The sequence below is a fragment of the Chitinophaga barathri genome, assembly GCF_003807585.1.
Lineage (GTDB): Bacteria > Bacteroidota > Bacteroidia > Chitinophagales > Chitinophagaceae > Chitinophaga > Chitinophaga barathri.
Map to the genome: position 1 here is coordinate 370,141 of NZ_RMBX01000005.1, position 22,390 is coordinate 392,530.

Here is a 22,390-nt window from a genome sequence, read left to right on the forward strand (position 1 = left end):
AAATTTTCTTAATATCGCCCTAAATCTACATGCCTCAACGTGAAAGAACGTCAAAACACCAATAAGATAACGATCTACGACATAGCACAGGCATTGGGGCTCAGCGCATCCACCGTCAGCCGCGCATTGCAGAATAACCCGCTGATCAACGAGGAAACCCGTTTAAAGGTGCAGGACACTGCCGCCGAAATGGGCTATGTACCCAACTGGATCGCTTCCAGCCTCCGTAAAAAACGTTCCAACATCCTGGGTCTCATCGTGCCCAGAACGAGCATGTACTTTCAAAGCACCGCCATCAGCGGTATCCAGCACGAAGCCCATAAATACGGCTTCAGCATCGTGATCGGCCAGTCGGACGAAACGGTGGCCATGGAAAAAGAACTGGTGCACACCTTCTTTTCCCTCAGGGTGGACGGCCTGCTGGCCGTAGCCTCCATGTTCACGACCAACTTCGATCATTTTTCGCCATTTATCCGCAACAACATCCCGCTGGTATTTTACGACCGCGTGCCTATCGACTTCCCGGGGTATTCCATCACAGGAGACGATTTTAAAGGCGGATTCCTGGCCACCGAGCACCTCATCAAACAAGGCTGCAAACGTATCGCGCATTTCTCCGGCCAGCTTACCTGCAATCTTTACCAGCAACGCCTGGCAGGTTACAAAGCGGCATTAGCCAAATACAAGATCCCCTACGACGATTCCCTGATCTACGTTCACAACCTCACCCTGGACGCCGGCGCCGAAGCCGCGCGCCAGATCTTTGCATTGGACAAGCTGCCTGACGGGCTCTTTGCCGCAAACGACAGTTCCGCCGTCGCTTTTATCCAGGAAGCACGCCGCAAAGGTATCAAAGTACCCGAACAGGTAAAGGTGGTAGGTTATTCCAACGACCTGTCCAGCCGTATTATCAGCCCCTCGCTCACCACCATCGAACAGAGCGGTTACCGGATGGGCGAAAAAGCGGTAGAAACAATGGTGCAGCTGATTAACAAAGAAGATAAGATCAAGATCACCCGGAATTACGTATTTGAAGTAGAGCTTATTCCAAGGGAATCATCTCTGCTGTAGTTCTTATTTAAAACCTACAACAACTTTATGAAAAAACTTATCCGCACCATCATCCCGGTACTGGTCATCCTGTGCCTGGTTTCCTGCAGCCGGGACATCTACGTTCCCAACCAGGTGAACGCCCCGCTGCTGAAGGAAAAAAACGAATTCAAAGCCAATCTTTCCCTTTCCAACTGGCAGGCCGCCTACGCCATTACCGACAACATCGGCATAATGGTGAATGGCCAGTATGTGAACCGCGCCATCTTTTTTGACAGCGACGGCGACAACAACGATGACGATCTGTTCGTGGACAGGAACACCCGCGGCGGCATCATCGAAGGCGGTATCGGGTTCTTTAAACCGGTAGACACTAAAAAACGCGCGGTATTTGACGTATACGCCGGTTACGGCAACGGCTCTTTCAAAACGCTGGACGGCAACTATACCTCCGCCCCCGACGGTACCCCCAGGGACGGTTATACCCTGCGCACACAGTTCAACAAGTTTTTTGTCCAGCCCGCCTTCGGCCTGAGCCATAAAGTAGTGGAGGCTTCCTTCGCCACCCGTTTTTCCCTGGTAAAGTTCTACGGGCAGTCCATGGGCGCAAACGTATTTGAAAATGACGAAAACCGCCGGATGAACTTCCAGCGCCTCAGCGACAAACTGACTCCCTTCTTTGAACCGGCCTTTACCGTAAAAGTGGGTTACCGCTACGTGAAATGGTTCGGCCAACTGATGTTCTCCGTGCCCATGAACGACGAAACCTACAGCGGGTATGAAGTGAACGAATATTTCCAGCCGGTGTCCGTCACCATGGGCGTATCGCTCAATTTCGGGCAGTGGGTGAAAGATGCGGGGAAATAACCAGGCATTCCAATATCTTTAAAGGCGCTTTAACCGGCGCCTTTTTTATTTCAATGGAGACGATCTGGAATATTATCATTGAAACCGTTCTGCTGATCCTGTTTCATTATCCAGGGGCAGCTATCCGCTGGGTATTCCTGCTTGGCAGAAAACCTTTCAGGCAACTGCTCAAAGACGACGGTTATCTCAACGGGAGCATAGGAATAGTAGTCGTCAGCTTTGCTGTATGGCTCACAACAAAGGCTTTATAAGCGCCAAACCTTCGGTGACCGTTCGGTGATCCTTCGGTCATCCTTCGGTTAAACACCCTCAAACCCGTACCACGACCGAACACCACCGAAGGATCACCGAAGGATGTCAGCAGGATGTCAGTAGCCTGGCCGGGCACAAAAAAGGCCATCCTTTGCAGAACGGCCTTCATTATCAATAGTTTATAGGTTTATTGTATCCGGATAGCCACCGCGTCCGCCCACTGGCGTTTCAGCGCGGCGCCGGGCAGGCGGATATCCACGTTCTCCCCTTCCTGTTTCCAGCTCAGCTTCCCTTTGTAACCCAGCAATTCCATTTTAGCGCCCTTTTTAGGCGAAATACCGGCAAAACTGATCACAGACGGGAGTTGCTCCCCGGCATCCAGCAGATAGATGGCATAAATGGCGCTTCCGTCCTTTTTCTGGGTGAAACACACTTTGCCGTTTTTGTAGGGGGCAATGTAACGGGTGCCGTAAATGGCTTCGCCGTTTGTGTTCATCCAGGCGCCGATGCTGTCCAGTTTACGGTAGGCTTCGTCGTGCCAGGCGCCGTCAGGGCCGGGGCCTACGTTCAGCAGGTAGTTGCCTCCTTTGGCCACAATGTCCACCAGGTTGTGCAGTATTTTATTCACGGGTTTGTACTGGTCATTGGGTACGTAGCTCCAGGAACCCGCCATGGTCATGCAGGTTTCCCAGGGATAATCCAGCGGTTTGTCGGGGATGGATTGCTCAGGCGTGCGGTAGTTCTCAAAGGGGCCATGCACGCTCCTGTCCACCACGATCAGGCCGGGCTGGTTCTTACGCGCCATCGCGGTAATGCCGGCCATATTGATGTCCTGGTCCTGCGGGGGCGTTTTGCTCCAGCTCAGGGATTCTTTCGTCTGCATACTCAGCGGGCGCACCCAGCCGCCATCCAGCCAGAGGATGTCCACTTTGCCGTAACCCGTCATCAGTTCCTCGATCTGTTTGTAAGTGAAGTCCTGGAACGACTTCCAGCGTTCGGGATATTTAGCGATCTCGTAGCTGGGGTTGCGGTCCTTCGGCGGGAAATAACTCCACCAGTAAGAATCCACATGCCAGTCCGGTTTTGAAAAATATGCGCCGATGTGAATGCCTTCCTTGCGGAAAGCGTTGAATGTCTCTTTGGTCACGTCCGCGCGCGGATCTTTGCTGAAAGGCACGTTTGGCGAAGTGATCTTATAATCGGACTGTTTGGTGTCAAACATATTAAAACCGTCATGATGTTTGGTGGTGAACACCATGTATTTCATACCGGCCCTTTTTGCGGCGGCGGCCCATTTGGCGGGGTCGAACTTCACAGGATTGAAGGTCTTCGCCAGGGCTTCGTATTTCTGCACGTATTCGTAATAGGGAATGCCTGCGGGCTTGCGTTGCGTCCATCCTTCGTCTTCCGGGCAAATGCTCCACGATTCCACTACACCCCACTGGGAATAGGTACCCCAGTGCATCATGAGGCCGAACTTCCAGTCCTGCCACTCGTCCAGCTTCCGCAGCACGAGAGGGTCTGTTTCTTTCACGTACGGCTCGTTCTGCGCCTGGGCGCCAAGAGCGGCCAACATGCAGGCTGCTAAAATGATTTTTTTCATGATCGTTCGTTATGCTTGTTTGTTCACTGTTTATTTCTCACACGCATTCGCGATATGCAGGATGCGTAATTTGTTGCTTACTTCGGCGGCGGATAATTGTGTCACCAGTTGCAATGTGCGGCTCGTGCCGGGCAGCAGGTCGAAATAATTGTCGGAGAACAACGAAACGCCTTTGTCTTCTTCCAGCATCAGGCAGATGTTTTTCGCGAGTTTGTCCGTGCTTACCTGTACGCTTATCTTTCCTTCGTTTACTGTAACATGCGTGGTCACCACCGGCTCCGGCAATTGCAGGTACCGGGGTGCGGCAAAGTAAAACACATTCTCAGACACGGACTGGTTGTTCTTTACCAGTTTGGTGTACAAAATTACCCTGTTCGCATCCGCGCCGTTCAGCAGCTCTTCTTTTGAAATGCTATGCACCGCTTCGCTGGCATTGGCCTTTGCGGTGACGGGCAATGTCTTTTCGTTCAGTATTTTCCCCTCCATATCCATAAGCTGCATGACCACCTGAAGTTTTTCATCCGCAAGAAGATCGTTCACCACATAGGTCTTTATTTTGCCTTCTTCCAATGTATTGCTGACCAGTACCGGCTCGTAAGCTTTTTTCACAAAATACTGCATGGCCTTCCATCTCCCGAAATAGTCGATACCGCTCCAGGATGCGCCGGGCCAGGTATCGTTGAACTGCCAGTAGAGCGTGCCCATACAGAAAGGCATGGCACGGCGGTGCGCTTCCATACCTACTTTCATGCCTTCCGCCTGCAATACCTGGCTGAGATACAGGAAGGCGTTGAAGTTGCGGGGCTGCTTATAATAGTGATCCATATAGGTCTTGATGGCCGCGTTCCCACGGGTGGCGCTTTTCTGGTGCGCCTGCATCACGAAGGAGTTGATATCCCACTGGCTGCTGTCCGCATAGGTACGCACGGTATTCAGCTCGGGGAAGGACTGGAAACCGTATTCGCTCATGAAACGCGGTACGTGCGTGGTAAGGGCTTCGAACCATTCCATGCCGTGCCATACACCCCAGTAGTGATTATCACCATGGCGGAAATCTTCCGCTTTGCCCCAGTTGCTGATCGGGGAAGAAGGAAAATAAAATCTCCCGGGATCATGCTGCTGCACTTCCTGTCTGAGCATGTCCTGGAACAGGGTGTCGTAACCTTTGAGCATCTGCTGCCACTGCGCGTCCGAATAAGCATAACCGTCTTTCCAGCCCCAGTTTTTGATAGCCACCGCTATTTCATTGTTGCCGCACCAGAGCGCCAGGGAGGGGTGATTGCGCAGGCGGGTAATGTTGTAGGCGGTTTCTTCTTTTACCTGGTCCAGGAAGTTTTTATCGGAAGGGTACAGCGTGCAGGCGAACATAAAGTCCTGCCATACGAGGATGCCTTTTTCGTCCGCGAGGTCGTAGAACTGGTCGTTTTCATAAATACCGCCACCCCATACGCGGATCATGTTGAAGTGGGAGGACTGCATATCCGCGAACATCTTTTCGTACTGTTGCGGGCTTACGCGGGGCAGGAAGTTGTCTGAAGGGATGTAGTTCGCCCCTTTCATAAACACGGGGTGGCCGTTCACCTTCAGGTAAAAACTGGTGCCCATATTGTCTGCTTCGTTCACTACTTCCACCGTTCTCAGGCCTATCTTCCGTTGCATCCGCTGTAAGGTATCCTTCCCTTTTAAGATGGCCACGGTGACGGGGTACAGGCGTTGCGCGCCCAGCCCGTTGGGCCACCAGCGTTCCGGTTTGGGGATCGTAAACGGAATGTCCATTTCCTGGTTGCCGTCCGCCCATTGTCTTGTGAGGGATATTGTTTTGAAAGCGCCATCGTTGCTTTGTACGATCACGTGGTAGGCTCCTTCTTTTATCGCGTTCAGTTTTACATGCGCTACCAGTTCGGCGGTGGCACCGGCCAGTTTTTTTTGTTCAATCCATACATCCTGTAGCTGAAATTCATTCCAGGCCACCATATATACCGGGCGCCAGATGCCGCTGGTCACATAACGCGGCCCCCAGTCCCAGCCATAATGATAGGGCGCTTTGCGGGCGTGAATGCTAAGGGGAATATCGTCCGCGTCGTTGCCGGCGGGGTACACCAGCCTGTCTTTCATGAACTTCGGCATGTCATGCGCAATGGGGCTGTGGAAGAAGATACGGAGCTGGTTGGCGCCTGCTTTGAGGAACTGCTTCACCGGTACCTGTTTGCCCACGAACATATTCTCCGCTTTTAAAACAAGCTGATCGTTCAGGTATACGTCCGCGTAGGTATCCAGCCCGGTAAAGTCGAGCGCAATACCATCGTGGTTAAGCATTTCGGGTGAAACGGAAAAAGAAGTGCGGTATTCCCAGTCCTTTTTATCGATCCATTGCAGGCCTTTTTCATTGGCCCCGGCGAATGGGTCGGGAATGAGTTTGTGCGCCAGCAGGTCCGTATGCACGGTGCCGGGCACAGTGGCCATTCTCCAAATGTTTTCATCTGTTCTTCTGAATTCCCATCCGTCTTTCAGTTCGGTACGAAGCTGTGCAAACGCCGGCAGGGACAAGGCCAGGCATAATCCCAATAGTATTTTCCTCATATCTGTAAACGCGCGGTTAAAGCGGAGTAAAAATAACGGTTATTGGCAAAATGGAAACATTGCGGATATTTGGGTCATGAAAAGCATCTGGCGCCAAATACTGCAATATCTCTTTATCAAAAAGCGCGATAAGTCCGAGCCGCTCAATACGAACACCAAACTGATGCACGGCATGAACCGGATCTCCATCATCGTGTTCCTGATCGCGATCATCGTGATGCTGATCAAAGTGATCAGGCATTACCTGTAAATAAGACTATCTGTTTTCTGTTACTTCACCATACTCACGATCGCTTCCGCGGCTTTGCGGGAAGCCGTGCCATCGCCCAGCAACGTCCACAGCATGGCGTAGTCCGCTTTCATCTGCTGGTGGCGGGCGGTGTCTTTTAAAATGAGGGTCAGCTCTTTGAGGAGATTTTCTTCCGTGAGGTCATGCTGGATCAGCTCTTTTACAACCGGCTTGTCCATAATGAGGTTCACGAGGGAGATGTATTTTACTTTGATGAGATGTTTGGCGAAGAAATAAGACACGGGGCTGCCTTTGTAACACACTACTTCCGGTACGCCGAACAACGCGGTTTCCAGCGTGGCGGTGCCCGAGGTGACGAGCGCGGCGGTGGCCTGCAGCAGCAGCGGGTAGGTCTGGCCTTTCACGACGGACACATTGGGATAAGCGCCGGTGAACCCGTTGATAAAACTGTCTTCCAGGCTGGGCGCCTGTGCCATGATGAACTGGTATTCCGGGAAATACTTCGCCATGGAAAGCATCACCGGCAGTTTCTTTTCCACTTCCTGTTTGCGGCTTCCGGGCAGGAGGGCGATAATGGGTTTGTCTGAGAACGGGGGCAGGGCGGGCGCTTCCTTGGCGGCCTTTACGGCTTCAATGAGGGGGTGGCCTACGTATTCCACTTCAAAGTCCCACTTTTTATAAAAGTCCTTCTCGAAAGGAAGGATCACGAGCATTTTGTCCACCGTCTCGCGGATCTTTTTCACGCGGCCTTCTTTCCAGGCCCATACCTGCGGGCTGATGTAGTAGATTACTTTCAGGCCCTGCTGTTTGGCCCATTCGGCAATGCGGAGGTTAAACCCGGGATAATCGATCAGTACGAGCACATCGGGTTTCCAGGCTTCGATATCTTTTTTGCAGAGGTCCAGGTTTTTGAAGATGGTGCGCAGGTTCATCACTACTTCCACAAAACCCATGAACGCGAGATCTTTGTAGTGTTTCACCACGGTGGCGCCGGCCTGTTCCATCAGGTCTCCGCCCCAGCAGCGTATATCCGCCTGCGGATCCTGTAGTTTGAGCTGTTTGATCAGGTTGCTGCCATGCAGGTCCCCGGAGGCTTCCCCGGCTATTAAATAATACTTCATCCCTAAACGAATTTCACTGTACTGATCAGATAATTTTGAGCAGCAAGATAACGATTGCGTACAACAATGTAACCAGGAATATGCCCCTGGCGGTCAGGTCCAGGCGGGTGCGGGTGTAGAGGTAAAAGATGATACCGTTTGCCAGCAGGCAGATGCTGATCACTTTGGGTATCTGCTGACGGGCATTTTTGAGATAGATCAGGAAGTCCGGCAGGTTCACGTCTTTAGGCACATATACCGCCAGCAGCCAGTACAGAAGAAAGGCGGCTATCGGGGTGAGAAGCCCGAGGAGGATGCCGAGTGATAATTTGTCTTGTTTCAACATGGTCATAGGATTATTGGAATTGCCATTCTTTTTCCAGTTTTTCCTTCAGGCGGTAATCCGTAAGGTCGAACTGTACAGGCACAAGGGATGTATAGCCATTCTCGAGGGCCCACACGTCCGTATCGTTCCCGAAATCCTGGTTCGAGAATTCGCCGGTGAGCCAGTAATATTTTTTGCCATGCGGATCTCTCCGTTCGTCAAACTCCTCTTTCCATTTTGCGTTGGCCTGCCGCGCTACCCTAATGCCTTTGTAGTTTTCCAGGGGCACGTCGGGGATGTTCACGTTAAATAATGAATGCGGCGGCAAAGCTGTTTCCAGCATCTTTTTGGTGACTTCCTGCGCCACCTGCCGGGGCACGGTGAAGTCCGCATCGTAAGCGTAGTTGAGAAAAGAAAAACCGACGGAGGGAATGCCTTCAATGGCCGCTTCCATGGCGGCGGACATAGTGCCTGAATAGATGATGTTGATGGAATGGTTCGCCCCGTGGTTGATGCCGCTCACGCAGATGTCCGGCCGGCGGCCGAGTATCTTGTCCCGCGCGAGTTTCACACAGTCTACCGGGGTGCCCGAGCAGGTCCATGCTTCTATTCCTTCAAAGATATCCACCTGGTTCAGCCGTAGCGGAGAGCCGAGGGTGATGGCGTGCCCTTTACCGGATTGCGGGCTGTCCGGCGCTACCACCACCACTTTCCCGAGCGGCCTTACGGCTTCTATCAGGTTGCGTATGCCAGGGGCGGTAATGCCATCGTCGTTCGTCACCAGTATCAGGGTTTCCTTCTTCACGATTTTACTTTTGTCAACAAATTTACATGCTGGGATTTACAAATCACTGTTAATTATAAGTCCGCTTTTTTCATTTTGTACCATGCGGCGCCGTTGAAAAGGAAGATCCAGACGAACGCGATGATGATGTAAGTGGTGCGGGATGGGCCCGATCCACCGCGCTGTATGATGTCGCGCAGTATTTTGGATTCCCCTCCTATCAGCCTGTCCGTACTTTCCAGCGGCAGGTAGGTGCCGGAATGGAAAGCCACTTTGTATTCCAGCAGCATGGAAATGGCAAACTCGCCGATGTACACATACATCACGTAAATAGCAATGGCAATGCCCGCCCTTTTCATATATACGCCCAGGAAAAACGCCAGGGACAGGTAAGTAAGGCTTTGAACAAAGGTGTACCAGATAAAGATGGAACCGTCGGACACTTCGCTGTCTCCGCTCCTTAAGCCGAACACGAGCGCGGTAATGGAGATCACGAGGGTCATGAACAGCGCGGCGGACACCAGTACGCCGTATTTCGCGGTGATGTACTGGTCGCGGCTCCAGCCGTCGATGATATTCTGGCGGATGGTGCGGAAGTTATTTTCATTCGTGAGGAAGATCACCAGCAGGATGCCCATCACGGGCGTCACCCAGCTGGCCAGCCAGGCGGTGTTGTCCCATACTTTCGGGAAGGACATGGAGTTCAGGAAAGCGGCAACGGGCTTCGGGCTTGTACGGATGATGCTTTCGAAGGCCCACATCAGCAGCGGTACCGCGATGAGGAACAGTCCTGAAAGTATCCAGAACGTGCGGTAGGCTTTTACTTTCAGCCATTCTATTTTGAGAAGTTTTATCATTTCTGCGTAAGGTTAGAGGGAGATCAATTGGTGAGTTCGATGAACCTTGCTTCGAGGCTCTTGCGTTTTACGGCGAGGTAACTGAGGGTGACGCCCTGTTCGAAGCAGGAACGGTTCAGCTGTTCGGCCGTCTGCCCGTTCTCGAATATCACCTGTATGCTGCCGTTGTGCCGGCGGAGGCTTTTCAGGCCGGGCATACTGTTCAGCAGGTTTTCCAGCTGTTCAAGGTTGGCGGAACCCAGCTCTATCATATCCTCATTGGCCAGTACTTCATCCACATGCCCGGCCGCCATAAGCGTGCCTCTTTTGAGGATGGCTACGTGCGTGCACACTTTCTCCACTTCGTCCAGCAGGTGGCTGGCCATGATCACGGTGGTGCCTTCTTTGCCGAGGTTGCGGATCAGTTCCCTGATCTCCGCGATGCCGGCAGGGTCCAGGCCGTTGGTAGGCTCATCCAGCAGCAGTACATCGGGGCGGCCCAGCAATGCGTTGGCAATGGCCAGGCGCTGTTTCATCCCGAGGGAAAAGGTGCTGAATTTGGAATCTTTCCGCTCCCATAGTTCCGTGAGGCGCAATACGCGTTCTATATCATCCCCGCCCCGGCCTTTGATGGCCGATGTGATCTCCAGGTTGCGGACGGCGGAATAATAATGATAGAAGTTCGGCGTCTCCAGCAGGGTACCTATGCGTTTACGCTGGTCCGCGTGCGGCGGCTGGCCAAACCAGCTGTACGTTCCGGCATTGGCTTTCAGAACGTCCATGATGATGCCGAGGAGGGTGGTCTTTCCGCTGCCATTTGGCCCCAGTACTCCGAATACGCTGCCTTCGGGTACGCTGAAGGATACGGATTTGAGTGCTTGTATAGGCCCATAGTGCTTGGACACCTGGTGAAGGGACAGGATTTGCTTATTTTCCAAAGTCGGTTATATTAAATTCTATGCAATATATAATTAATTACGCACGGGCTTTCCTGTTTTCAGCACACTTTGCAGTCTTTCCAATGTTTTTCTTTCGCCGCTGAGGCTCAGGAAAGCTTCCCTTTCCAGGTCCAGCAGGTACTGCTCGCTCACGAGGGCCGGCTCGGAAAGGTCTCCGCCGCACATTACGTACGCCAGTTTCCGGGCTATTTTGGCATCGTGCTCTGAAATGTAGTTACCGAAGTGCGTGGCGTTGATGCCGGTGAGGATAGCGCCCAGGGCGGAGCGGCCCAGTACACGGATGTCCGTGCGTTCAATGGGTTTTACATATCCCGCGTTCGCCAGCTCAATGGCTTTTTCTTTTGCGTCCGCGATCACGCGGCTCTGGTTCAGGCTGATGGCGTCTATGCCTTCGCGGAGCAGCCCCAGCTCAAACGCTTCCTGGGCGGAAGTGGCCACTTTGGCCTGCGCGATGGTAAGATACCGCTCCTGTAATATCGGGTTTTCGATCTGCCCTTCCCTGTATTGGTCGGATGCGCGCAGCGTCAGTTCCTTGGTGCCGCCGCCGCCGGGGATCAGGCCCACGCCCAGTTCCACCAGCCCGATATAGGTTTCCGCCGCCGCCTGCACATGGTCCGCATGAAGGCTCATTTCGCAACCGCCGCCGAGCGTGAGCCCATGAGGGGCCACCACTACGGGGATGGAGGAATAACGCAGGCGCATGGTGCTTTTCTGGAACAGGCGCACGGCCATATCCAGTTCGTCGAATTCCTGTTCGGCCGCCAGCATGAATATCATGCCCACGTTCGCCCCCGCTGAGAAGTTCGCCGCATCGTTCGCCAGTATGAGTCCGCGGAAATCCTTTTCCGCGCGGTCTATCGATTTATGCACGCCTTCCAGCACCTCGCCGCCGATGGTGTTCATCTTGGTTTTCCATTCCAGCGACACGATGCCGTCTCCCAGGTCGTAGAGATTGCAGGCGCTGTTTTTCCAGATGATATTGTTCGACTTGTTTTCGAGGATGATGAACGCGTCTTCGCCCGGCACCGGTTTGTACCCTTTGGTGGCCAGGTCGTAGTAGTACTTTTTACCGTTCTCTATTTTATAGAAACTTTTCGCACCGGCAGCCAGCATGTCCTGCACCCAGGAAGCCACGGTGAGGCCCTTGTCCGTAATGGTTTTGATACCGGTTTCCACACCCAGCAGGTCCCAGGTTTCGAATGCGCCTATTTCCCATCCGAAGCCCGCTTTCATGGCATCGTCCACTTTGTAGAGATCGTCCGCTATTTCGGGGATACGGTGAGAGATATACGAAAACAGCCTGGCATGGAATGCCTGGTAGAACTGGCCGGCTTTATCGGAAGAGGCGGCCAGCATTTTGATGCGCTGCTTCAGGTCTTCGATGGGTTTGGCGGCTTCCACGCTGGCGAATTTCGCTTTCACTTTCGGGCCGTATTCCATCGTGTTCAGGTCCAGGGTAAGGATCTCTTTGCCGCCGGCGCCTTTGGTCTTTTTATAAAAACCCTGGCCCGTCTTGTCGCCCAGCCAGTTGTTCTCTACTACTTTTTGCAGGAAGGGTGGTATTTCCATGATAGCGCGCGCTTCGTCGTTTGGACAGTTATCCGCAACGCCTTTGGCCACTTTCACCAGCGTGTCGATGCCGACCACGTCCGCGGTGCGGAAAGTGGCCGATTTAGGACGGCCGATCACGGGGCCGGTGAGCGCATCCACTTCATCTATGCCCAGGCCCATTTCCTGCATGATGTGGAAAATGGCCATGATGGAAAACACCCCCACGCGGTTCGCAATAAATGCCGGGGTGTCTTTACAAAGCACGGTGGTCTTACCAAGATAAAGATCGCCGTAATGCATGAGGAAATCCGTTACGGCGGGGTCTGTATGCGGGGTGGGAATGATCTCCAGCAGCCGCAGGTAACGCGGCGGGTTGAAGAAGTGGGTGCCCAGGAAATGTTTCTGAAAGTCTTCACTGCGGCCTTCCGCCATCAGGTGGATGGGGATGCCGGATGTATTGGAAGTGATCAGCGTGCCGGGTTTGCGGAACTGCTCCACCTGCTCGAATACTTTTTTCTTGATGTCCAGGTTTTCCACCACCACTTCTATCACCCAGTCGCAGTCCGCGATGGACTTCATATCATCCGTGAAATTGCCTGTTTTGATATGCCGGGCGTCTTCTTTGGAATAAAGGGGCGAAGGATTGGATTTGATGGCGGCCTGTAATGCCTCGTTCACGATCCTGTTCCTTACAGCGGGATGTTCTGTCGTTAATCCTTTGGCCTTTTCCGCGTCGCTGGGCTCTTTGGGCACAATGTCCAGCAGCAGCACCTTCACGCCTACGCCTGCAAAAAGACAGGCAATCCTTGAGCCCATTACGCCGGAACCCAGCACCGCAACTTTATTGATCCTTCTTTGCATAATATTTCCGCTTTAGAATGATGAATTTAGCATTTTTCCCGGTTGAACGACGCAACGAAATGAAAAAAGGCCCCGGTGATATGCCGGGGCCTTTTTATGTTATGTTTTCATGATCAGCTCACCCCGCTGCCGGGCGCTACAGCCTGGTCGGGGTTTACGAACACCAGTTTGCCGTCTTTGTCTTCGGCCATCAGTATCATGCCCTGGCTTTCAATGCCTTTCATCTTACGCGGCGCCAGGTTGGCCACCAGCGTCACCTGTTTGCCGATGATGGCTTCAGGCGCGTAATGCAGGGCAATGCCGGATACAACGGTACGCTGTTCCGTGCCGAGGTCTATCGTGAGCTTCAGCAGTTTATCCGCTTTGGCTACTTTCTCCGCATGGGTGATGGTGCCTGCTTTCAGTTCCAGCTTCGCGAAATCGTCGTATTGTATCTCGGGTTTCGCGGGAGCGGCGGGGGCTTCGGCGGCGGGCGTGGCAGCGGCCTGCTGCGCGGCGGCGGATTGTTTGAGGCCGGCGTGCAGTTTTTCTACCTGTTCTTTCACCTGCTCGTCTTCGATCTTTTTGAACAGCAGTTCAGGCGCGCGCAGGGAATAACCCACGCTCACGAGTTTCATACTGCCGGCGTTCTCCCAGTCCAGCATACGGTCCACCACTTTCAGCATATGGCAGATCTTCTGCGCGGTGAACGGCAGGAAGGGATTGATGAACACGGCAAGGTTCGCCGTGAGCTGCAGGCATACGTGCAGGCAGTTGTCTATCAGCTGCTGGTTCTGCGCCTGGAGCTCGGGCGTTTTGGCCAGTATCCAGGGTTGTTTTTCCTGGAGGTAACGGTTCCCTTCGCGGGCCACGTTCATAACCTCATTCAGCGCATCGCGGAAGCGGAAGGTTTCCAGGGATTCGGCGATCTTCATCTTCTGGTCCTGCAGCATGGTGAAAATGGCGTCATCTGCGGCATTTTTCACGTCCGCGTGCATGGCCGGTACTTTACCGCCGCAGAGTTTGTGCATCAGCACCATCGTGCGGTTCACGAAGTTGCCGAGGTTCGCTACCAGTTCGTTGTTATTACGGTCCTGGAAATCTTTCCAAGTGAAATCGTTGTCTTTTGTTTCAGGCGCGGTGGAGCACAGCACATACCGCAATACGTCCTGCTGGTCCGGGAAATCCTTGATGTAATCATGTACCCATACGGCCCAGTTGCGCGAGGTGCTCACTTTTTCCCCTTCGATGTTGAGGAATTCGTTCGCTGGCACATTGTCCGGCACGATATATCCGCCGTGCGCCTTGAGCATGGCGGGGAAAATGATGCAATGGAATACGATATTGTCTTTCCCGATAAAGTGTACCAGGCGGGTATCTTCCTTGCACCAGTAATCGGCCCAGTTTGCGGTGAGCTCTTTGGTGGCGGAGATGTACCCGATGGGCGCGTCGAACCAGACGTAGAGTACTTTCCCTTCGGCATCGGGCAGCGGCACTTTGATGCCCCAGTTACTGTCGCGGGTCATGGCACGGCTTTGCAGACCGTTGTCCAGCCAGCTTTTGCATTGCCCGTATACGTTAGCCTTCCATTCCTTGTGATCTTCGATGACGTATTGTTTCAGCCATGGTTCATAGTTTTGGAGCGGCATGTACCAGTGTTTGGTTTTCTTTTTCACCGGTACGGCGTCGCTGAGGGCGGAGCGGGGGTTGATCAGCTCCTCCGGGCTGAGGGAGGTGCCGCAGCGTTCGCACTGGTCCCCATAGGCTTTATCGTTGCCGCAGTTCGGGCAGGTGCCTATGATGTACCGGTCCGCGAGGAACACCTGTTTGATCTCGTCAAAATATTGTTCGGACTCCTTCTCTTCGAAAAGGCCGTCGTCGTACATCTTTTTGAAGAAGTCCGCCGCCGTCTGGTGATGCACCTGGTTGGAAGTACGGGAAAATATATCGAAAGAGATGCCCATGGAGGCAAAAGAATCTTTGATGATCGCGTGGTATTTGTCCACAATATCCTGCGGAGTTACGTTCTCCTGCATTGCCTTGATCGTAATGGGAACGCCGTGTTCGTCGGTTCCGCAGACGAATTTTACGTCCGCCTTCCTGGCCCTGAGATACCGTACGTAGATGTCAGACGGCAGGTAACAGCCGGCCAGGTGACCGATGTGAACCGGACCGTTGGCATAGGGCAGCGCTGCCGTAACAAGGTATCTGTTAAATTGTTTCATTGATGCTTCCTCCGTTGAAAAAATTGTAAATATTCAGAAAAATAGGGAAATGGATTTGCAGTTAACCCAATAACGACTACTTTGGTCATCAAATGGGATAAGATTCCTTCTTCCTCATTTAATCAGCAAAGGTAAACTAAAGCAATTAGAATGATCAAAATTCCGCCCTATCTTAAAAAAGGCGACCTCATAGGGATCACTTGTCCCAGCAGTAAAATGGAGCTTCACGCCGCCGAATTCGCCGCCAAAGTGATCGAATCCTGGGGTTACCGGGTGCACCTCGGTATTACCGTGGGCACCAGTTTTCATAATTTCTCCGCCCCGGACGAGCTGCGGCTGGAAGAGCTGCAGGATATGATGGACGATCCGGAGATCAAAGCCATCGTGTTCGGCCGTGGCGGGTACGGCATGGTGTCTATCCTGGACAGGCTCAAATTCTCCCGCTTCCGCAAGGATCCGAAATGGCTCTGCGGCTACAGCGACATCACCACGCTTCACACCCATATCCAGGAACGTTATAACATTCCTGGCATCCATTCCCTGATGTGCAGCGGCATCACCGCGTCCACAAAGGAAAATGTGTATGTGAATAGCCTGCGGGAGGCCCTGGAAGGCAAACGCAGCAAATACGAGGCGCAACCCCATAAGATGAACCGCGACGGTAAGGCCACCGGCAAACTGGTGGGCGGCAATCTCACGCTGCTGGCAAACCTCTCCGGTTCCATATCCCAGCCCGATACCAAAGGGAAAATACTGGTGCTGGAAGATGTCGGGGAATACCGTTACAACGTGGATCGCATGATGTATAACCTCAAACGCGCGGGCTGGCTGAATAAACTGGCCGGGCTGGTGGTAGGCTCATTTACGGAAGAACGGGAGACGGAAGCGCCTTTCGGGCAAACGGAATACGAGATCATCCGGAATATGGTGAAAGAATACGATTACCCGGTGTGTTACGACTTCCCCGTCGGCCACCAGGAAGCGAACTATGCACTTAAGCTGGGCATCCCGCACGAATTAAAGGTGAGTGATAAAGGTGTGATAATCAAGGAGATAAAAGATTAAGTACTTATTTTAACAACGACCTGGTACTCAATCAGATATGAGGTATCGTTATGGGAAAGTACTATGATAACTATATGATTACTATAGGAGTTACGGACATGAGGCGGACTTGATGCGGGGTTGATGCTGATTACAGCTTCAGTAATGAATCCAGTTTGGCCTGGAACAGCGGATAGTCGTGCAGGTTGTTATGTTTGCCGCCTTTCAGGGTAAACTGGGTGTCCCCGGGCTTAAAACACTCTTCCGCCAGCTTTTTCCCCGAAGAATAAGGAATTGTTTCATCTTTCGTGCCATGGAATGCGGCTACGGGCGCCGCTACTTTGGGCAGGAATTCGTTTGTAGGCAGTTTATATTCCAGCATGAGGCTGTGCGGGTAAATGGGAATGGAAGACGCGGCCACATCGGACAGGCTGTAATAGGGCGATTCCAGTATAAGCCGCCTGCAATCCCTCACAGAGGCCAGTTGCGCTGCAATGCCCGTACCCAGGGACCGTCCGTAGATCACGATCTGCCAAGGCGCAAAACGGCTGCGGGCCACTTTGTACATCAGCAGAGCATCTTCATACAGCGCCGCTTCCGTAAGCCGGCCGGTGCTTTTCCCGAATTCCCGGTAATCCATGATCAGTACATCGTATCCATTGCGGGTGAATTCCGGCATGTATTGCGCGTAGCGGTTGATGTTGGCCGAGTTCCCGTGAAAGTACAGCACCATCCCCCTCGGGCGTTCCGCCTTAAAGAGTACGGCGCTCAGCTTCACTTTTTTATTAACGGGTATCAGCAGTTCCTGGAAAGGAATGTCAAACTTGTATTGGTAATTGGCCGGCAGCACCTCCGGGTGAAAGATCAGCTTGTCCTGTACAAAGTACAGCGCCAGCCCCGCGGCCAGGTAAATGCCGATGGCCCAGAGCGCGATCTTTTTTAAATTTTTCCGGAGGTCAGGCATTGGCATATGAAGTGACTTTATTTGGCTTAATCTTCTACGTCCGGCACTACTTCCAGCCCGTATTCATCCGGGGTGAGCAGGCCGGTTTCCTTCACCGCGGCGATCTTTTCCGGGTCGCTGGAGAGGTCCGTGACGGTGAACTGCTGGTGCAGGTAATTGAACGTATGCAGTTTGCCCGCAAGGCCCGGCACATCCGCGAGGTATTTGATGATCTCGTTCACCATCAGCAGCGCGGTGGCGCCGTGAGTGGCGCCCATGGCCCCGGCGTCGAAGTTGCGGAACTCGTCCAGCAGGTATTCGTTGCAGCGGTAAGAGGCGAGTATGGGATTGTTGTCCGGCTTCATATTGAATCCGCCCCACCAGGCCATCCAGTTGTGTACTTCGCCGGTCACAAAAGGTTTGTCCAGCAGGATGCAGGCATCGTTCACCACCAGGTGGGTAGCGCGGTGCTGCGAGCAGTCCACGATAAGGTCGAAACCGCTGAACACCTGTTTGGCATTGTCCGGCCGTACCTGTATAAGTAACGGGTAATGTTTGTTCCAGGGGTTGAGGGAAAAGAGCCTGCTGGCGGCCATTTTGGCTTTGTGTTTACGCAGGTCCTGCATATTGTAGAGGGGCTGGCGGTGCATGTCTTCCTCGAGTATCACGCCATAGTCCGCAATGCCTATCACGCCTACGCCCGACGCGCTGAGGTATTGTATCACCGGGCTGCCGAGGCCGCCCGCGCCTATCACCAATACCCGGCTTTGCTTCAATTTTTCCTGCAAGCCTACTCCCATGCCCGGCACCGCAATCGGGTGCTTATATCTTTCCAGTTCTTTTTCTGACAACATGCTCTTTCTGTTACTCGTGCAAAGATAGCCTACTCCTGCGGAAACTCCATCGTGAAGCGGCTTCCCCTCCCTAAAATACTTTCCACTTTGATGCGGCCCTTATGCGCATCCACAATGGCTTTCACATAAGTAAGCCCCAGCCCGAACCCTTTTACGTTGTGAACGTTGCCGGTATGCGCGCGGTAAAACTTCTCGAATATCCTGGATACGGTATCCCTGCTCATGCCAATGCCGTTGTCTGCAATGGAGATTACGAGGAATTTGCGTGTAGTGGCGGTAGTGATGCGCACTTCCAGGTTGTCTTTCGAATATTTGATCGCGTTGTCCAGCAGGTTAAAAATGAGATTGGAGAAGTGTACTTCATCCGCTTTGATGATGGGCTGGATGGCATTCAGCTGAAGGTCCACCTTCCCGTTTTTCCCTTCCAGCTGCAATTGCAGGTTCTCCACCGTGCTGGTGATCACCTGGTGCACGTCTATCGGCTGAAGGTTGAGCGTCAGTTCTTCTTTCTCCATGAGCGCGGAATTCAGGATGGATTCCACCTGTTTGTTCATGCGTTTGTTCTCTTCCTTGATGATGCCCGAGAAGTAACGGATCTTGTCTTTATTGTCCATCACGCGTTCGTTGCCGATAGCGTCTATGGCCAGCGAAATGGTAGCCAATGGCGTTTTCAGCTCGTGCGTCATGTTGTTGATAAAGTCGCTTTTGATCTCTGATAGTTTCTTTTGCCCGAGCATCGTCCGTATCGTAAGCGCGAATGCCGTGACGATGATGGCGGTGAACAGGATACCGCCAAAGATCATCCAGCCAAGGGATTTAAAGACGGTCAGGCTGCTCTGCGGCACAAATACGTGCAGTACTTCAAAGGTGGGCGAATTGATATTTTCAGCCAGCGGCACGATGATCTCCTGGTACAGCGCGGAATCCGTATCCCGTTTGTTCAGCCTTTCAATAAAGTTGGAGGAGTACATCTGTATCAGCGCGTTGCTTACGATACCGAATTCGAACATGGTATCCAGCTTACGTTCTTTCATGGCCCTTTTCAGCAGGCCGGACACTTCTGTTCCTTCAAACTGGGCGCTTACGGGTATGGTCGGTTTGATGATACCGTCCGTGACCGGCTCCAGCGTAAGGCGGTTAGATGCGCCGTCCTGTTTAAAGCGGTCGATCTTGATACGTGCGATGGGCGCGAGTGCGCGGCTCATCAGTTCATTGCGGACAGCCTCTACGGCGTCCACCATTTTCTGTTCCTTTTCTTCCTTTTTGATGTGGGCGGCATTCAGGATCCAGCTATACTGGATATAAATGATCCCCAGCAGGGACAAGGTGATCAGGGCAATTATGACAGGAAATATCTTCTTTAGTGGCAACATGTTACGGATCTATAAAACGCTAAATATAGCGAATTTCCCCACGGGGGAAACTGTTTGCTATAGCAACTATGATACAAAATTAAACCCTGAAAAGCCTTATCTGTAGTGATATATGTTAAAAAACATCACTTTAACGTAATTTTAACGCAGAATTTATGCTATAATTATTGGTTGTCCCCTTATCTTTGCAATGTTATCTGGTACCAAATTTGATACTATATAACAAATACAAAAAAGCGAATAAACTTTCTACATACATCGACGTGGATTCGTTCCATAAGCGATTTAGATTTTGGTTGATAAAATGGTAAGGGATCTGTCTAGGTCCCTTTTTTTTTATTTATACCCTCTTATACATCCTGCTGGTTTCCCGCATATTATCGAAAAAATAACGACTGGTTTGGCTTTTGTTGGTTAAATTTGGTTAGAGCTTAAGGAAAAACGGTAAGTCATGGAAACACTTGCGCCTGGTATATTGCTGATCGCGGACCCTTTTCTGAAAGACCCGAATTTTGCCCGCACCGTAGTCCTGCTGTGTGAACACCAGGATGAAGGCAGTTTTGGCTTCGTGGTGAACAGGCAATTCGATCAGCGGCTGGATGAACTGATCCCCGCGGTATTAACCCCCAATATCCCCGTTTATTTCGGTGGCCCCGTACAGATGGACACCATTCATTTCATTCACCAGATGCCTGAACTGATAGAAGGGGGCTTCGAGGTGTTTCCCGGTATTTATTGGGGTGGAGATTTCGCCACAGTTGTAGAATTGTTGAACAGGGGCGAGCTGGACCTTCAGAAGATCAAATTCTTTATCGGGTACTCCGGCTGGAGCAGTGGTCAGCTGGAGGGAGAACTGACCGAAAAGAGCTGGATACTGAGCCGCATCAACCCTCCTTTGCTTTTCTCGGGAGACGAGCAGGAGATCTGGAAACAGAGCCTGCAGAATATGGGGAACAATTTCGCCATGATGGCGAACTTCCCGATAGACCCTTCGCTGAACTGATGACCAGCATATCCCCCGCTGCTCCTCACAATGGACATAAACAAAAAGGCCGGGCATTAAGCCCGGCCTTTCAAATATATGCCTTCGGGTGAATTACAAGGCTGTAGCGCCTTCTACCAGCACCGTCGCTTTGTTATTCAGCACCTCTACGAAGCCGCCTTCGATGGTGAACAGCTGCGTGTGGCTTTTATCTTTCAGCACCTTCATTTTGCCTTTACCCAGGGCGGCGATCAGCGGGGCGTGGCGGTCCAGTACTTCAAAGGACCCGTCTGTGCCCGGCAGCTGGATGCCGTATACTTCTCCTGTGTACAGCTTTTTTTCCGGTGTTAATATTTCCAATAACATGTTAATCGGTTTTGTTTAGAAGCCTTATTTAGCGGCAGACATCATCTTCTTACCTTTCTCGATAGCATCGTCGATGGTACCTACGAGGTTGAAGGCAGCTTCAGGATACTCGTCCACTTCTCCGTCCATGATCATATTAAAACCACGGATGGTTTCCTCGATGGGAACCAGTACACCTTTCAGACCGGTGAACTGCTCCGCTACGTGGAAGGGCTGGCTCAGGAAACGTTCCACACGGCGGGCGCGGGATACGGTCAGTTTATCGTCGTCGCTCAGCTCGTCCATACCCAGGATGGCGATGATGTCCTGCAGCTCTTTGTAGCGCTGGAGGATCATTTTCACGCGCTGTGCGGTGTTGTAATGAGATTCACCTACTACGGAAGGGCTCAGGATACGGCTGGTGGAATCCAGGGGATCCACAGCGGGGTAAATACCCTTATCCGCGATCTTACGGGACAGTACGGTGGTAGCATCCAGGTGGGAGAAGGTAGTAGCGGGAGCCGGATCCGTCAGGTCATCCGCGGGTACGTACACCGCCTGTACGGAGGTAATGGAGCCGTTTTTGGTGGAAGTGATACGTTCCTGCATCAGACCCATTTCGGTGGCCAGGGTGGGCTGGTAACCTACCGCTGAAGGCATACGGCCTAACAGGGCGGATACTTCGGAACCTGCCTGGGTGAAACGGAAGATGTTGTCTACGAAGAACAGGATGTCGCGGCCGCTGCCTGCTGTACCGTCGCCATCACGGAAGTATTCCGCCATGGTAAGACCGGAGAGGGCCACACGGGCACGGGCGCCGGGAGGTTCGTTCATCTGGCCGAATACGAAGGTAGCCTGTGAGCCTTTCAGTTCTTCCTTGTCCACAGAGGCCAGATCCCAGCCGCCATGTTCCATGGATTCTTTGAATTTATCGCCGTAACGAACGATGTTCGCTTCGATCATTTCGCGCATCAGGTCATTCCCTTCACGGGTACGCTCACCTACACCCGCAAATACGGAGAGACCGGCGTGGCCTTTTGCGATATTGTTGATCAGTTCCTGGATCAATACGGTTTTACCTACACCCGCACCGCCGAACAGACCGATCTTACCACCTTTTGCGTAAGGTTCGATCAGGTCGATCACTTTGATACCAGTGAAAAGCACTTCGGTATCGGTAGCGAGGTCCTCAAAACGGGGGGGCTGACGGTGGATGGGAGCGCCATTGGTGTTGTCCAGCTGGCCAAGACCGTCAATCGCCTCACCTACCACGTTGAACAAACGGCCTTTGATGGCCTCACCGGTAGGCATTTTGATAGGCGCCTCGTTATCAACAACTTCCATACCGCGTACCAGGCCGTCAGTGGAATCCATGGCTACCGTACGAACGCTGTCTTCCCCGAGGTGCTGCTGAACTTCCAGCACCACTTTCTGACCGTTCTCACGGATCAGGTAGAGGGAGTTATAAATTTCGGGCAATTTTCCTTCAAAATGCACGTCCACAACGGGACCGATGATTTGTTTGATCTTACCTGTGTTAGGCATATTTCTTAGAAGTTTATAGAATGCAAGTAAATGTGCTGATGCAAAATTTCGCGCAAAGGTAATCATTGAAGCCAGAAAACCC

At 52.4% G+C, this 22,390-nt stretch carries 20 protein-coding genes; 6 read left to right on the forward strand and 14 right to left on the reverse strand.

All coding sequences use genetic code 11. The annotated features are described in order from the left end of the window. The first annotated feature begins 39 nt into the window (after positions 1-39). Genes EG028_RS11375 through EG028_RS11385 form a run of 3 tightly spaced genes read left to right on the forward strand, consistent with a single transcriptional unit; the run spans position 40 to position 2,168 of the window. The gene (locus EG028_RS11375; RefSeq protein ID WP_120516403.1) at positions 40-1,071 is read left to right on the forward strand and encodes a LacI family DNA-binding transcriptional regulator; all 1,032 of its coding nucleotides are present in this window, start codon (positions 40-42) and stop codon (positions 1,069-1,071) included. Between the two features lie 27 nt (positions 1,072-1,098). Continuing rightward, on the forward strand, positions 1,099-1,917 hold the full coding sequence (locus EG028_RS11380) for a hypothetical protein (protein ID WP_120516402.1): 819 nt from the start codon (positions 1,099-1,101) through the stop codon (positions 1,915-1,917). 53 nt (positions 1,918-1,970) lie between these two features. Then, complete coding sequence (locus EG028_RS11385) at positions 1,971-2,168, forward strand: hypothetical protein (protein ID WP_123864641.1); 198 nt, start codon at positions 1,971-1,973, stop codon at positions 2,166-2,168. Between the two features lie 188 nt (positions 2,169-2,356). Here the strand turns inward: EG028_RS11385 and EG028_RS11390 are convergent, their stop codons facing one another. Together EG028_RS11390 and EG028_RS11395 are read right to left on the reverse strand one after the other, a co-directional pair. Then, on the reverse strand, positions 2,357-3,772 hold the full coding sequence (locus EG028_RS11390; protein ID WP_120516400.1) for an alpha-L-fucosidase: 1,416 nt from the start codon (positions 3,770-3,772) through the stop codon (positions 2,357-2,359). Between the two features lie 30 nt (positions 3,773-3,802). Beyond that, complete coding sequence (locus tag EG028_RS11395) at positions 3,803-6,352, reverse strand: beta-mannosidase (RefSeq protein ID WP_120516399.1); 2,550 nt, start codon at positions 6,350-6,352, stop codon at positions 3,803-3,805. A gap of 76 nt (positions 6,353-6,428) precedes the next feature. Here EG028_RS11395 and EG028_RS27680 point away from each other — a divergent pair, with 76 nt between their 5' ends. Further along, entirely contained in the window at positions 6,429-6,602 is a 174-nt protein-coding gene (locus EG028_RS27680) for a DUF6728 family protein (protein ID WP_162946431.1), read from the forward strand. A 20-nt stretch (positions 6,603-6,622) separates the two neighbouring features. On the opposite strand, the gene lpxB is transcribed toward EG028_RS27680, so the two are convergent. From lpxB to metG, 7 genes are all read right to left on the reverse strand, one after another. Beyond that, complete coding sequence (lpxB, locus tag EG028_RS11400) at positions 6,623-7,723, reverse strand: lipid-A-disaccharide synthase (RefSeq protein ID WP_120516398.1); 1,101 nt, start codon at positions 7,721-7,723, stop codon at positions 6,623-6,625. 25 nt (positions 7,724-7,748) lie between these two features. After that, positions 7,749-8,048 carry a hypothetical protein gene (locus EG028_RS11405; RefSeq protein ID WP_123864642.1) on the reverse strand — a complete coding sequence of 100 codons (300 nt, stop codon included), beginning with the start codon at positions 8,046-8,048 and terminating at the stop codon, positions 7,749-7,751. A 10-nt stretch (positions 8,049-8,058) separates the two neighbouring features. Beyond that, positions 8,059-8,832: a 5'/3'-nucleotidase SurE gene (gene surE / locus EG028_RS11410; protein ID WP_120516396.1), complete on the reverse strand. Its 774-nt coding sequence runs from the start codon at positions 8,830-8,832 to the stop codon at positions 8,059-8,061. Positions 8,833-8,885: 53 nt separating this feature from the next. Then, positions 8,886-9,668: an ABC transporter permease gene (locus tag EG028_RS11415; RefSeq protein ID WP_120516395.1), complete on the reverse strand. Its 783-nt coding sequence runs from the start codon at positions 9,666-9,668 to the stop codon at positions 8,886-8,888. Between the two features lie 23 nt (positions 9,669-9,691). Further along, positions 9,692-10,585 (reverse strand): ABC transporter ATP-binding protein, encoded by an 894-nt coding sequence (locus tag EG028_RS11420; RefSeq protein WP_241559100.1) that lies wholly within the window; start codon positions 10,583-10,585, stop codon positions 9,692-9,694. A gap of 33 nt (positions 10,586-10,618) precedes the next feature. Further along, the gene (locus EG028_RS11425) at positions 10,619-13,018 is read right to left on the reverse strand and encodes a 3-hydroxyacyl-CoA dehydrogenase/enoyl-CoA hydratase family protein (RefSeq protein WP_120516394.1); all 2,400 of its coding nucleotides are present in this window, start codon (positions 13,016-13,018) and stop codon (positions 10,619-10,621) included. Between the two features lie 113 nt (positions 13,019-13,131). Then, the gene (gene metG, locus EG028_RS11430) at positions 13,132-15,222 is read right to left on the reverse strand and encodes a methionine--tRNA ligase (protein WP_120516393.1); all 2,091 of its coding nucleotides are present in this window, start codon (positions 15,220-15,222) and stop codon (positions 13,132-13,134) included. A gap of 150 nt (positions 15,223-15,372) precedes the next feature. Between metG and EG028_RS11435 the strand changes: the two genes are divergently transcribed. Then, positions 15,373-16,287 (forward strand): S66 peptidase family protein, encoded by a 915-nt coding sequence (locus EG028_RS11435; RefSeq protein WP_241559099.1) that lies wholly within the window; start codon positions 15,373-15,375, stop codon positions 16,285-16,287. A 130-nt stretch (positions 16,288-16,417) separates the two neighbouring features. On the opposite strand, the gene EG028_RS11440 is transcribed toward EG028_RS11435, so the two are convergent. Genes EG028_RS11440 through EG028_RS11450 form a run of 3 tightly spaced genes read right to left on the reverse strand, consistent with a single transcriptional unit; the run spans position 16,418 to position 19,436 of the window. After that, complete coding sequence (locus EG028_RS11440) at positions 16,418-17,236, reverse strand: alpha/beta hydrolase (RefSeq protein WP_120516392.1); 819 nt, start codon at positions 17,234-17,236, stop codon at positions 16,418-16,420. A 20-nt stretch (positions 17,237-17,256) separates the two neighbouring features. Further along, positions 17,257-18,063, reverse strand: a complete 807-nt coding sequence (locus EG028_RS11445) for a HesA/MoeB/ThiF family protein (protein WP_120516391.1) — start codon at positions 18,061-18,063, stop codon at positions 17,257-17,259. 29 nt (positions 18,064-18,092) lie between these two features. After that, positions 18,093-19,436 (reverse strand): sensor histidine kinase, encoded by a 1,344-nt coding sequence (locus EG028_RS11450; protein WP_120516390.1) that lies wholly within the window; start codon positions 19,434-19,436, stop codon positions 18,093-18,095. Positions 19,437-19,887: 451 nt separating this feature from the next. Between EG028_RS11450 and EG028_RS11455 the strand changes: the two genes are divergently transcribed. Further along, positions 19,888-20,439 (forward strand): YqgE/AlgH family protein, encoded by a 552-nt coding sequence (locus tag EG028_RS11455; protein ID WP_120516389.1) that lies wholly within the window; start codon positions 19,888-19,890, stop codon positions 20,437-20,439. Positions 20,440-20,532: 93 nt separating this feature from the next. Here the strand turns inward: EG028_RS11455 and atpC are convergent, their stop codons facing one another. Next, a complete protein-coding gene (gene atpC, locus EG028_RS11460; RefSeq protein ID WP_120516388.1) occupies positions 20,533-20,784 on the reverse strand; it encodes an ATP synthase F1 subunit epsilon in 252 nt (83 codons plus the stop codon). Between the two features lie 24 nt (positions 20,785-20,808). Further along, complete coding sequence (gene atpD / locus EG028_RS11465) at positions 20,809-22,308, reverse strand: F0F1 ATP synthase subunit beta (protein ID WP_120516387.1); 1,500 nt, start codon at positions 22,306-22,308, stop codon at positions 20,809-20,811. Positions 22,309-22,390: the final 82 nt, after the last annotated feature.